This is a genomic window from Marinobacterium maritimum, from assembly GCF_039523155.1.
Lineage (GTDB): Bacteria > Pseudomonadota > Gammaproteobacteria > Pseudomonadales > Balneatricaceae > Marinobacterium > Marinobacterium maritimum.
The window spans coordinates 66,632-78,855 of sequence record NZ_BAAAET010000002.1 but is presented as its reverse complement, the minus strand read 5'-3'; the positions used below and the strand labels follow the sequence as shown (position 1 = coordinate 78,855).

General features: G+C 53.5%; 12 protein-coding genes. 1 reads left to right on the top strand and 11 read right to left on the bottom strand.

What is annotated here, in order from left to right; all coding sequences use genetic code 11:
• The first annotated feature begins 39 nt into the window (after positions 1-39).
• The gene (locus ABD013_RS06760) at positions 40-1,008 is read left to right on the top strand and encodes an NAD(P)H-dependent flavin oxidoreductase (RefSeq protein WP_343804180.1); all 969 of its coding nucleotides are present in this window, start codon (positions 40-42) and stop codon (positions 1,006-1,008) included.
• 70 nt (positions 1,009-1,078) lie between these two features.
• Here the strand turns inward: ABD013_RS06760 and ABD013_RS06755 are convergent, their stop codons facing one another.
• The 11 genes from ABD013_RS06755 to ABD013_RS06705 all read right to left on the bottom strand — a co-directional run bounded on the left by ABD013_RS06755 (position 1,079) and on the right by ABD013_RS06705 (position 12,203).
• Positions 1,079-1,861 carry an enoyl-CoA hydratase/isomerase family protein gene (locus tag ABD013_RS06755; RefSeq protein WP_343804177.1) on the bottom strand — a complete coding sequence of 261 codons (783 nt, stop codon included), beginning with the start codon at positions 1,859-1,861 and terminating at the stop codon, positions 1,079-1,081.
• 17 nt (positions 1,862-1,878) lie between these two features.
• Positions 1,879-2,952, bottom strand: coding sequence for an acyl-CoA dehydrogenase family protein (locus ABD013_RS06750; protein WP_343804174.1), 1,074 nt, complete (start codon positions 2,950-2,952; stop codon positions 1,879-1,881).
• An 11-nt stretch (positions 2,953-2,963) separates the two neighbouring features.
• Positions 2,964-4,124 carry an acyl-CoA dehydrogenase family protein gene (locus ABD013_RS06745; RefSeq protein ID WP_343804171.1) on the bottom strand — a complete coding sequence of 387 codons (1,161 nt, stop codon included), beginning with the start codon at positions 4,122-4,124 and terminating at the stop codon, positions 2,964-2,966.
• A 205-nt stretch (positions 4,125-4,329) separates the two neighbouring features.
• Positions 4,330-5,676, bottom strand: a complete 1,347-nt coding sequence (locus ABD013_RS06740) for a TRAP transporter large permease (RefSeq protein WP_343804169.1) — start codon at positions 5,674-5,676, stop codon at positions 4,330-4,332.
• The gene (locus tag ABD013_RS06735; RefSeq protein WP_343804167.1) at positions 5,676-6,323 is read right to left on the bottom strand and encodes a TRAP transporter small permease; all 648 of its coding nucleotides are present in this window, start codon (positions 6,321-6,323) and stop codon (positions 5,676-5,678) included. The genes ABD013_RS06740 and ABD013_RS06735 overlap by 1 nt, the downstream gene beginning before the upstream one ends.
• Before the next feature lie 5 nt (positions 6,324-6,328).
• Entirely contained in the window at positions 6,329-6,631 is a 303-nt protein-coding gene (locus ABD013_RS06730) for a hypothetical protein (protein ID WP_343804164.1), read from the bottom strand.
• A gap of 154 nt (positions 6,632-6,785) precedes the next feature.
• On the bottom strand, positions 6,786-7,226 hold the full coding sequence (locus ABD013_RS06725) for a PaaI family thioesterase (RefSeq protein ID WP_343804161.1): 441 nt from the start codon (positions 7,224-7,226) through the stop codon (positions 6,786-6,788).
• 157 nt (positions 7,227-7,383) lie between these two features.
• Positions 7,384-8,463: a C4-dicarboxylate TRAP transporter substrate-binding protein gene (locus ABD013_RS06720; RefSeq protein WP_343804158.1), complete on the bottom strand. Its 1,080-nt coding sequence runs from the start codon at positions 8,461-8,463 to the stop codon at positions 7,384-7,386.
• Positions 8,464-8,635: 172 nt separating this feature from the next.
• A complete protein-coding gene (locus ABD013_RS06715) occupies positions 8,636-10,189 on the bottom strand; it encodes an acyl-CoA synthetase (protein ID WP_343804155.1) in 1,554 nt (517 codons plus the stop codon).
• Positions 10,190-10,226: 37 nt separating this feature from the next.
• Positions 10,227-11,021, bottom strand: a complete 795-nt coding sequence (locus tag ABD013_RS06710) for an enoyl-CoA hydratase/isomerase family protein (RefSeq protein ID WP_343804152.1) — start codon at positions 11,019-11,021, stop codon at positions 10,227-10,229.
• Between the two features lie 54 nt (positions 11,022-11,075).
• Positions 11,076-12,203 (bottom strand): CaiB/BaiF CoA transferase family protein, encoded by a 1,128-nt coding sequence (locus tag ABD013_RS06705; RefSeq protein WP_343804149.1) that lies wholly within the window; start codon positions 12,201-12,203, stop codon positions 11,076-11,078.
• Between the last annotated feature and the right edge of the window lie 21 nt (positions 12,204-12,224).

Genomic DNA, 12,224 nt, shown 5'->3' with positions numbered 1-12,224 from the left:
ACATTTTTTTCACAAGCCTGATACAACTGGAGCGACCGCATGAGCAATCTGGAAAAAATAAAAAAGCAACTCACTCTCCCTATTCTCTGCTCACCCATGTTCATCATCTCCACCCCCAAAATGGTTATTGAGCAATGTAAGGCCGGCATTATCGGCTCTTTCCCTGCGCTGAATGCTCGTCCCGCAGAAAAGCTGGATGAGTGGCTAAGCGAGATCGAAGAAACTCTGGCGGCTTACAAAGCCGCCAAACCAGATGCCAGGATTGCCCCCTACGCTGTTAACCAGATTGCCCACCCGACTAATGATCGTCTTGAGCACGACATGCGGGTATGCGTAAAACACAAAGTGCCGATCATCATTACCAGCCTGCAGGCCAACGCCCACATCATTGAAGCCGCACACAGTTATGGCGGCGTCGTCTACCATGATGTCACCAACATTCGCCACGCCAAGAAAGCGGTCAGTATGGGAGTCGATGGCTTGATCCTGGTAACTGCAGGTGCAGGGGGGCATGCGGGTACTCTTAACCCCTTCGCCCTGCTCTCTGAAGTACGCGAACTCTTTGACGGCCCCATTATTCTGGGTGGTTCCATTACCAAAGGTAATCACATTCTCGGTGCAGAGGCGATGGGGGCAGACCTGGCCTACATGGGGACCCGTTTTATCGCTACCGAAGAAGCCAATGCGGAGCAGTCCTATAAGGATATGATCCTGGCCTCCTCGGCATCGGACATTGTCTACACCAGCTTCTTTACCGGTGTGCACGGCAACTACTTGAGAGGCAGCATAGAAAGGGCCGGACTGGACCCTGACAACCTCGCATCTTCGGACAAGAGCAAAATGAGCTTCGGCTCGGGTGGCAGCAGCAAAAGCAAGGCTTGGCGAGACATCTGGGGCGCAGGCCAGGGTGTTGGCGGCATCACGCAACAGGCGTCCGTGGCCGATACCATCGCCAAGCTGCGAGACGAGTACGAAACTGCCCGACACCGGCTCAACCTCGATCGGTAGGACTCAGCCCAAACGACATGAAGGGGGCCTCGGCCCCCTTTTCTATTCTAGTAATACCTTCGCCAACCGCTCATACACGATTGAAGTTGCCTATCCGGCGTTCACTGACTGCCCTGACTCCTTCCTGATGATCCTCGGTGGTCGCCAACCAAGACTGTTCGGCGAACTCGTGCTCCAAACGCTGTTTAAGCGCCTCAACCAATCCCTGACGGAGGGTTGCGCGCGTCGACTCGACCGCCAGCGGTGCGCCTGCAGCAATTTCAGCCGCCAGTTCAATCGCCCTGATTCGTACCTGGTCAACCGGTACCAGCATGTCCGCCAAGCCATATTCCAGTGCTTGCTCACCGTTAAGCCGGCGCCCTGTTAGTAACAGAAGGTTAGCGCGCTGCTGACCGATCAGACGTGGCAATATCAGGCTGATGCCAAATCCGGGATGTATCCCCAGCTGCACGAAATTGGCCGCAAAGCGTGTTTCCGGACACACAATTCGAAAGTCCGGTACCAGTGCAAGTCCCAGTCCGCCCCCGATGGCGGCGCCATGGATGGCGCCGACCACCGGCTTCCTGCAACTGAACAGCCGCATCGCTTCCCGGTACAAGGCCAGCGCGTTGCTGTCCGAAGCGGGCTTAAACAGCTCGCCGCCACTGGAGGAAAAATCCGCACCTGCGCAGAACGCCTTGCCTTGCGCCGCCAGCACGATGGCGCGGCAACGGTCGTCCTTATCCAGCGCATCGAACGTTTCTGCAATATGCTTAATCAATGCAGCATCAAAGAAATTCAGTGGCGGACGGTTGATCTCCACAACCGCCACTCGGTCATGCCATTCAATGGCGATATCATCAAACGTTTTCATCCTTACTCCTCGCGAACTCAGCGTGACACCAATTCCCAAGCGGTACTGCCCGCGTCACGGATCTCGCCCGCGACAACCTGAGCGATCCACTCCCCCCAATAGAACTCTGTCCCATATTCATCGCGCCAGCCCAAGATGCGCCGACTGTACTGCTGTAACGGATATTCAAAGCTGAAACCCATGGCACCGTGCGACTGGTGCGCAATGCGAGCCACCAATCCTGAGGCCGTTGAGGTCACCACCTTGGCGGTTGCTACGGCCAGACCGGTTTCTGCCGCCCCAGAGAAGGGGGCCTTCTGCGCAGATAAGGTTCGCACGGCCTGCTCCACTGCGGCGGATGCAAGAGCACTTTCGCCAGCAATGTCTGCCACCTTGTGTTGGATCGCTTGGAATTTGCCCAATGGACGCCCAAACTGCTGACGTTCCTGAACATAGGCGACTGTCAGGTCATTAATTTTTTCCAGTGCCCCCGCAATCTGGCTGGCGCGGACCAAGGCAAAGAACTGCCGCAAGCCGGCCTCAGTCATTCCGGCAACTGGCTCGGACAGCACACGAGGTACAACGGTATCCAGCGTCACCCGCGTTCGAGGCTCACCCGCCAGACTCTCTCGCGGCTCGAGTATCACAGCCTCAGGGTCGATGACAGCAATACGTATGGTATCGCCTTCGGCAACCGGCACCACTAGCACTGCTTCCTCAGCGACACCCGGCGCCTCTTCAACGATGCCACTGACATGGTTTCCGTGAAGTCTTGGCAGGGCGCTGGCGTCGAAAATTGGCGCTGCCCAGGATACCGCTACTTCCAGGCCGGCCTGAGCCAGCAACTGGTTCGCAACCATCGTCTCAGCCAAGGGCGCCGGTAGTGCAAAGGCGGCAGACAAACGAATCAGGCCGAAGCCAAGAGCCAATGAGCCGCCAACACCACCCGCCTCTTCCGACACCCAGGCTAATGGCAACCCCGTCTCAATGATGCTCTTAAGGAGGCTATCCGGCACCTCGCCACTCTCAGCTTTGTTGACCACCTCGGCCTCACAGTGATCCGTGAAAAGCCTAGTGGCCGTATCCAATATCAGTTGATCTGTCTGTTCCATCTCGAATTCTCCTAACGCAGCCCTAATCCACGAGCGACAATGCCCTTAAGTATCTCGTTGGTGCCACCGCGCAGCGTAAATGACGGCTGCCGCAACAAGCTGTCTGATAGCAGGTGGTGCAATTCGTCGCCGAAAGGCTGCTTGAGGCGGATAGGCCAGAACTCTCGCAACCCTTCGATGATATCCTGTTCGAAGCGCGTGCCCAGATCCTTCACCAACGCAGCTTCTACATCAGGTGATTTGCCCTCTGACAGCAAAGCAGCAACACCAAACGACATAGCCCGCAATGCCCGGAGACGCGCCACCATCATGCCCATCACCGTCGCTTGGCGGCCCTGCAGATCCTGCGCGCACTGTTGAAATGCAGTCTCCAGCGCCACAAACGTACTTAGAAAGCGTTCAGGTCCCGAGCGCTCCAGCGCCAGCTCACTGGTAATCTGCTTCCAGCCCTCACCCTCTTGACCGAGCACCGCCTCATCGGTCACGAACACCCTATCGAAGTGACTTTCATTAAAGTGTTCAACCCCGCTCATATCCTGAATGCCGCGCACGCTAACGCCCGGCGCGTCCAAAGGCACCAGGAATTGCGTCAGACCGCCATGGCGGTTTGCCGCATCCCTCTCGCCGGTACGGGCGAGGACCGTCATGTACTGACACACCTGAGCGCCCGACGACCAAAGCTTGGTCCCGTTAATTTCCCACCCTCCATTCACGCGTTGCGCCCGGGTCCGTACCGATGCCAGGTCAGACCCGGACTCCGGCTCGCTCAGCCCCAGAGCAATAAAGCACTCACCCGCCGCAATGCGCGGCAACACCTTGCGCTTCATCGTCTCGCTGCCAGTGGCCAGAATCAGCGGACCACTCTGGCGATCCGCAATCCAATGGGCATGAACAGGCGCTCCGGCTACCAGCAACTCCTCTGTGATGACATAGCGGTGTAGCGCGCTCCATTCACGGCCCCCGTAGATCTTTGGCCAGGTCACACCGATCCATCCCTGCTGACCCAGCTTACGACTGAATTCCGTATCAATGCCGGCGCACCAGCAATCAGTCACCGGTTCGAAACTGCCTCTCTTTACTTCTTCTCGCAGAAACGCGCGCACCTCCTGCCGCAACCGATCAACACTTGCATCGATCACCGGAGCGGGAAAGTTGAAACGAATATTGCTCATATTCAGCCCTTATCTAGAATTTCATTGAAACAGCCGGACGATGTGTACGACCGTAAGGCAGGAGCTCCCGGGCACCCTCACAGGCGATGACGACTTCAGTAGCTTCTTGCGCAACTCAGTCTTTAATACCTACAGAGCTCCCCTCCAGGGCGCCTGATGGCGCCCTGCGTCAACACTGGGAGAAGAGATGATTATCCGATAACGTTTAATTCATACTGTTGGGAAGCAACAACGCAATCATCGGAAATGCCACGATAAGGGCAAGCACAACCAGGTCAGCCACCATAAACTTCGCGACACCGCCAAATATCGAGTGGAGCTTGACCTCTTTGGACACGACGCTGTTGATGACAAAGACATTCATACCTAGGGGCGGCGTGACCAGACCAATTTCCAGTAATTTGACCACCACCACACCAAACCAAATCAGGTCCAGCCCCATGCCCTCCACCAGAGGAATTACAAACGGTAATGTCAGCAGCATGGTGCCGATAGAGTCGAGGAACATGCCCAGGATGATATACAGCATCACGATGCAGACCAGGACCTGCCAACTCTCCATTCCAAGCCCGTCAACAAAAGCGACAAATGCCCCGGTCACGCCTGTCAGGGACACGAAAGACACGAAAATCTTTGCCCCGACGGCAATGAAAAACAGCCCAGCAGTCTGATAAGTGGTTTCCTTCATCGAATGAACAAAAGCATCCCATTTAAGGCGACGGGAAAGCGCACCAAATACCAGAGCAAACACCAGGCTCACTGCGGCTGCCTCGGTCGCGGTAAAGATACCACCGTAAATACCGCCTATGATGATCACCATCAGCGCCAACGCAGGCCATCCTTTTATGGCTGCCCGCAATCGATCCCGGTTGCTGTATGTCAGTTCCTTCGGCGCCGGTGCCGCTTCTCGATCGAGCAGAGCCCAGACAACTACCACAAGAATAAAACCAAGAATGGTCAAGATGCCCGGCAGAATGCCGGCCAAGAACAGACTGTTGACCGATTGTTCGGTAAACATGCTGTATAGAATGAATAACACGCTGGGTGGAATCAGCGAGCCAAGCGTTCCCCCCATGGCTACAGTCGCGGAGGCTAGCTGTTTGTTATAGCCAAAGCGCAACATCTCCGGGACACAGATACGGCCCATGGAAGACGCACAAGCAAGACTTGAACCTGTGATCGCCGAAAAACCACCGCAGCCGAACAGAGACGCAATTGCCAACCCTCCGGGAACCCTTACCAACCAGACTCGCACCGCCTCATAAATATCAGTGGTGATCCTTGCATGATAAGCAATATGGCCCGCAGCAATGAACAGCGGGATCATGCTCAGCGAATAGTTGTGGACAAAGTCGTAGGCATTCGACTCGATTAACGCCAAGGCCGGACGCAGCCCACGCTCAAACATGAATTCGGTGCCCGGCCTCCAAGCGTAAGCGAGCAGTGAGCAGATGGAGGCTACGCCTACTAGCACGAATGAAATGGGGACACGCATCACAAGCAACACCAGTGCAGCAACGAATCCCCAGCCACCAATAACCGTTGTTTCCATTACACCTCTCCCCCCTCGTTCAGTGTGATACACGGATTCTTGATGATGCCGAGTAGCGCGAGAGAATCGTAAATAGCCAAGTCGATCAAGCGGATGAAGAACAGGCAGTAGCCGGTAAAGAAAACCGTGTAACCAGGCCATTTAGGCCAATTCAGCAGACCGAAAAAATAAGAGCCGCTTTCGAATGCATCGACCATCGCCAGATAACCGGCATAGGTAATCGGCACCACAGCCACAATTCCTATTAGGGCAGTAAACACGTTAAGAAACAGTTGCCAGCGTAGCCCCAGCGCTTGGGTAAACAGCTCGACGCAGATAAAGCCTCGACTAGCAGCAACGAATGCCAACGGTAATGTCAGAGCACCGACCATGAGATCACCGATAATCACCACTTCATCTGGAATTCCCGATACCGCAAATGTGCGCATCAGAATACTCAGGGTAATGACTATGCCAATACCCATGACACACAGCATCCCAATAAGAAGGAAAAACTGCTCCAGCCGCGCTAACCACCCCCTGGAATATCCCAATAATTTTATGGTGTTAGTCCGTGAGTCATGAGATTCGATATCCTGAATAGGCTCACACTGACCCAACGCTGCTTCGCTGGCCGCGCTCATACTTTGCGATAGAGAATTCGTCATTGTTATCACCCAACCGCAACTTTGTTGTAGACCGCCTCGGCTGGCGATAGGCCATGTGTACCAGACGCTACCGAGCCCAAAAGACCGCTATAATTCATCAGCGTACCGCCCCTGTGGATCTCCAACTTCAACTTCTCGCCGGATACTCTTTCCACCTGGTCGGCGAAATACTGTAAAGCTTTATCCCGCGCCCACCTGTTATGCGAGCTTTCCACATAAGGCAGCACTAGATCAGCCGACGCCTGACTTACAGCAACAGTCAGAAAAGGCCCAAGCATAATTGCTTTTAAAAAGCGATTTGATGACATTGTTCCAGTCCTTAATAACATAGTGTCTATTTATTTTTATGATGCAGGCATACTCCACGCCCTGACTCTATTGTCCTGAATTTAACATCCTTCAATTAATACCAACAACAAACTATATTTTATATATTCCATATAAATATTGAATAACCTTCCATTACTTTAAAGTCACTCCATTAACATCTTCTCCACCACGGATATAACGTAAAGTCCCCTGCGCAGTCGCGATCAACTTATCCCCGCAGGTTATTCTAGCTTCTGCAAAAAAAATCTTGCGCCCTCTACTGACAAGTTTTGCCACAACAACCAACTCCCCCGCCTCCACGGGATTAATAAACTGCGTATTCATCGCGACTGTAATACAACGTCGAACGCGACCGGGCATCCCGCAGTAAGTACCACAAAGACCAGCGGCGCTGTCGAGGAGCGACATGAACACCCCTCCGTGCACATAGCCATTCAGATTCAGGTGACGCTGATCCACTTCAACTCGCAGCTCGGCTTGCCCATCACTCCATGCGGAAACGATGAAGCCAAGTGAGTCACGAAGGCCATTGGGTCTCACCATTTCCAAAGTGTGAGTATTCATTGTCGACATCTGAATCTCCTGGCTAATTCGCGCCGTCATGCAGGTTCGTTGTAAAGTGGTAATAGATTAGTGCTGGCAGCACCAACCAGGTTGTACACAGCTTCCGGCCCTACCAAGGTGCCGGGAGACAGCACCAGGGTAAAGCCGACTGTCAGTCAAAGCCGCATCAGCGTTTTTCCGCTAGCTCCTGACGTTGCCAGGGATATCCATGTTGTTGTTTTTCGGCTTCCAGCCTGCCAACAATTGTCAAAAACTCGTGCCAGATTGCCTGACCATCTACACCCAACCGGTTTACGTCCTCGATCCAGTCCTGAATGTATTTGTTCGATGCATCAACCAAGACGGCACGCTCCGAGGCGGACATTGGGACCACCGGTACCTGTCGGCCAAACCTGCCCGAGGCCAAACCTTCAACCACCAAGTTATTCTCATCAATCTGCAGCTTGCCAAAATAATCAATAGACTCAGCGCCCGCCTGCTTCAATGCCTGGCGCTGTTGCTCGGTCAGTCCATCCCAGACATCCTTGTTCATTAACAATGCGTACCCGCTGATTTGGCCCCAATTCGACAGTGTTACATGGTCGATGACCTCATAGGTTTTCAGAGCACGGATCGTATAGAGGTAACTCACGCTGCAATCCACTAGCCCAATATCCAGCGCGCGATAGTTTTCTGGCTGAGTAACAGGTACAAGCTGTGCCCCCAGGTCACTTAATACTTTGCTGTAAGTTGCAAGCGCTCGAATTTTTTTACCCTTGATATCGGCAACCGACTCGATTTTGCTATCCCCCGAACATTCAAACTGCGCACCCCCACTGGCGAAACCAGTCAGGTAAATCAGATTTTCCTGCTCCAGAAGACGCTGCATGTCTGCATTGGTGGTCATCAGCTCATACATTGCCCGAGCGCCAACCCAAGGATCTGAAGATTTATATGGAATATCACCGATCGATAAGGCGATAAGTTTTTTCGGATCGTAGGCAGCTATCCCCGTTCCAAAATCGACCGTTCCTCGAGATACACCATTCGGAACCGCCTTTACATCCAGCAAGCTTCCCCCCCAGTGAATGTCGAACTTCAATTCATCACCACTTAACTCCCGGGCAACTTCCGTAAAGTATTCAATTGCTTGTGCACGATTCCCTCGGTTCGGAACACCTTCTGCGCCGACCAATGTCGTTTCAGCTACAACTGACGTCGAAAAAAGGGCAAGTGCCAGATATTGTAGTAATTTTGATTTAATCACGTTATTCCACCTATTTTTTTATTATGAAGTTACAAGTTAACATCGAAGGTGCAGCAGCACAGTTATAGAATATTTATATATCCCATACAGGAACGGCATAACAGCACCTACAAATATAAACCGTCATGATATTAAAAAGGCCCATAAAGGGCCTTATAAGTCAATATATCAATCAAATTTTACGATCGACCTGTTGCCAGTATTTATCACGTAGCCGACGTTTAAATATCTTGCCCGAGTCTTCGCGTGGCAATTTATCACCAACCTCAATCATTCTCGGAACCTTGAACCCTGCCAAATGCTGGCGCAGATAAGTCTTGACATCACCGACGCAGATTTCGTTGCCAGCCTCGGCTTCAACTACCGCCATAATCGACTCGCCAAACTCCTCGTCGGGAATACCAAAGACCGCGCAGTCTTTGATACCCGGATAGCTATGCAACACCGACTCAATTTCAGCCGGATAGATATTTACCCCGCCGGAAATCACCATATCCTTCACACGATCCGCGATAAACAGGAAACCGTCCTCATCGATATAGCCGACGTCGCCGGAGGTGATGAAGCCGTCTTTCTCGATCTCTGCCCTGGCTTGGGGATTTCCGTTGTAGGTGAAATTGAGAAGTGGAAACCGGGTATAGATTTCACCGATAGTATTAGGTGGCTGGATGTTACCCTGCTCATCCAGGATCCGGATTTCCGCCTCCGGCACTACCGTGCCAACACTGCCAGGTTTAGTCAGCGCCTGCTCAGAATTACACGCCACCACAGCGCTGCTTTCGGTTGAACCATAGAACTCGTTGATCACTGGGCCAAACCACTCGATCATTCGGCGCTTAACATCTATCGGGCACGGTGCCGCCGTGTGGACGATGAACTCCAATGTTGAAAGGTCGTAACGGGCGCGCACTTCATCCGACAGCTTCAGCATGCGGATAAACATGATCGGGACCATCAGCGCTGCGGTCAGCCGATACTCCTGTATCTGCCGCAACATATCTTCAGCATCAAAGCGCGGTATGATCACCAGCAAGTCACTGATACGTGAGGCCTGCATGCTAAAAGAATTGGGGGCACTATGGTACAAAGGGCCTGGCACAGCGCAACGTGCACCAGGCGTACAACCAAAAAATCTGGAACGAAAATCACGGAGTCTCGCCGCCATCTGGGCGTCCAGCGGCTTTCGCCGTACTCCTTTCGGGTGGCCGGTAGTGCCGGAAGTGTACAGCATAGAGCTAGGCCCCTCGATTGGAGGCTGCTCCAGCACAGGCAAGCTCTCCAGCCATTGATCCCAGTTGATCAGCCCTTTCGGTACAGTGCAGGCATCACGACCAAGTCCATAGGCTTGGCGCAGGTCTTCATGTGTTTCGACCAGGACACACGTAACTCCTTCGGGAATGGCAGCTTCAATTCCACGGTAAAGATCAGCATGGATCACCAACACCTTGGCCGCACAATCATCAAGGATGTACGTCAGCTCCTCGCCTGCAAGATGCCAGTTGATCGGTACGGGATAGGCGCCAACATGGTTGGCGGCATGGCTGGCGAGAAGAAAAGGAATATCGTTACGCATGAAGATACCGACACAATCGCCGGGTTCGACACCTAATGCTTTAAACCCGCTTGCCGTCTTGCGGATATCACGTTCAAACTCCGCATGACTCAGGTGACGACTGCCACAAACTATTCCCTTGAACATTCCCATATCTATTTTTTTTGTTGTCACTGCAATATCTCCTTCCTGGCAACCCAAGATACCCGACTTATCGCCCTGTGTAGACCGGCTTTCTTTTACCGTTAAAAGCGCTTATACCTTCAACCCAATCCTCAGCTAAAACCGTATCACCAAAGGTTTCCGCCTCTAACTGCAGTTGCTCTTCCAGTGAGTTCTCGGAAGAGGACAGTAATAACCGCTTGATATTGCCGTAAGCCCTGGAAGGACCATGGGCCAACCGCTCGGCCAACTGGCGGGTTTCGATCGACAGCTGATCATCCGCTACAACCCTGTTGACTAGCCCCATGTCTAGCGCCTGTGCCGAGTTGAACCGGTCTCCTAGCAGGGCTATTTCCATCGCTTTTTTGGTACCCACCAAGCGCGGTAGGTAGTAAGACGCACCAACATCGGGGGTGCAGGCGAGATGGGAATAAGCCAAGGTGAAAAAGGCATCCTCAGATGCAATAACCAGATCGCAACAAAGCGCCAGACTAACACCGGCGCCTGCAGTAGCCCCTCGTACACTAGCAATGATTGGTTTGTGCAGACGGCGCATCGTTAGCACGAGCGCATTCGCGGTTTGAATACGGTTGATGAACGACAGGCGACGCTCCTGCGGTGTTACCTGAGTGAAGTCGAAGAAAGACTTGACATCACCTCCAGCCATAAAATGTTCACCAGCACCGCGCAACACGATACAACGCACACTATTATCGCTCTCGAGCATCTGGAGAGTCTTCAGCAGCTGATCCCGCATGTCCAGCGAGAGTGCATTGCGCACCTCGGGGCGGTTCAGCGTCAAGTAAGCTACGCTGTTTTCAACTTCGTAAAGCAAGTGACTCATATTATTTTTATCCTCTGTTGCTTTGTCCGCTTTAATTGTGGGGGGGTTACACTTTCAACAGCGGCTACTCATTTTCGTGACTTGCGTTTCAGCACCATCGCCCAACTCCTTGAGCACGGCCTCGGTATCTGCACCGTAGGGACGTGCGGCATGACGAATTACCGGTACGGTACGGCTGAACCTCGGTGCCGGTGCGGGTTGCATCATGCCTCCGACCTTGACGTAGGTCCCCCGCGCCCGGTTATGCGGATGTGACTGGGCTTCCTCTAGATCCAACACTGGCGCAAAACAGATATCCGTTCCTTCCATCAACTCACACCACTCGTCGCGCGTTTTCCGCTTGAACACCTCTGTGATTGAGGCTTTAAGTTCTGGCCAGCGTCGGCTGTCGAGGCGTTGATCGTCAAAGTCTTCCCGCGACAACCCCATGACGCTCAAAAGCTGAGCGTAAAACTGAGGTTCAATGGAACCAATAGAGACGTAGCGTCCATCTTTTGTTTCGTAGGTGTCATAAAAATGGGCACCGCCGTCCAACATATTCACCCCCCGTTCCAAGGAGTGACGTTGCCGGGCATAGGCGGTATTGAACATCGACATCAGTACCGCCGAACCATCGGTCATGGCACTGTCAATTACCTGCCCTTGACCTGACTTCTGAGCCTCCAGCAGACCGCAGACGACACCCAGCGCCAAAAACATGCCGCCACCGCCAAAGTCCCCGACCAGATTGAGAGGCGGCACCGGCTTCTCGCCCGCCCGGCCGATGGAGTGTAAAGCGCCTGTCAGCGAGATGTAGTTGATATCATGGCCTGCAGCCTGCGCCAGCGGGCCGTACTGCCCCCAGCCGGTCATGCGGCCGTAAATCAGTTTCGGATTCCGGGCCATGCAGTCCTTTGGCCCGATGCCCAGTTTTTCGGTCACTCCGGGCCTGAACCCCTCTATCAGAGCATCCGCGCTCTCGACCAGGTTCAACAGCATCTCAATTCCTTGCTCGGTTTTGAGGTCCAGTATGATGGAGCGTTTACCACGACGGCTGCAATCCACTTCAGGCGCATCCGCCTGGGTTCCCGCGCGTTCAATGCTGATTACCTCAGCGCCCATGTCGGCCAGCATCATGCCGCAGAAGGGCCCGGGGCCAATCCCAGCCAACTCAATGATGCGAAATCCCTGTAAAGGTCCCATATCTTGCCTCCAGTCCACTGC

Excerpts from the sequence above, each read along its gene's own strand:
- ABD013_RS06760 (WP_343804180.1), top strand. The coding sequence starts at position 40 with ATGAGCAATCTGGAAAAAATAAAAAAGCAACTCACTCTCCCTATTCTC.
- ABD013_RS06735 (WP_343804167.1), bottom strand. The coding sequence starts at position 6,323 with ATGACGAATTCTCTATCGCAAAGTATGAGCGCGGCCAGCGAAGCAGCG.
- ABD013_RS06755 (WP_343804177.1), bottom strand. The coding sequence starts at position 1,861 with ATGAAAACGTTTGATGATATCGCCATTGAATGGCATGACCGAGTGGCG.
- ABD013_RS06750 (WP_343804174.1), bottom strand. The coding sequence starts at position 2,952 with ATGGAACAGACAGATCAACTGATATTGGATACGGCCACTAGGCTTTTC.
- ABD013_RS06740 (WP_343804169.1), bottom strand. The coding sequence starts at position 5,676 with ATGGAAACAACGGTTATTGGTGGCTGGGGATTCGTTGCTGCACTGGTG.
- ABD013_RS06725 (WP_343804161.1), bottom strand. The coding sequence starts at position 7,226 with ATGTCGACAATGAATACTCACACTTTGGAAATGGTGAGACCCAATGGC.
- ABD013_RS06730 (WP_343804164.1), bottom strand. The coding sequence starts at position 6,631 with ATGTCATCAAATCGCTTTTTAAAAGCAATTATGCTTGGGCCTTTTCTG.
- ABD013_RS06705 (WP_343804149.1), bottom strand. The coding sequence starts at position 12,203 with ATGGGACCTTTACAGGGATTTCGCATCATTGAGTTGGCTGGGATTGGC.
- ABD013_RS06745 (WP_343804171.1), bottom strand. The coding sequence starts at position 4,124 with ATGAGCAATATTCGTTTCAACTTTCCCGCTCCGGTGATCGATGCAAGT.
- ABD013_RS06710 (WP_343804152.1), bottom strand. The coding sequence starts at position 11,021 with ATGAGTCACTTGCTTTACGAAGTTGAAAACAGCGTAGCTTACTTGACG.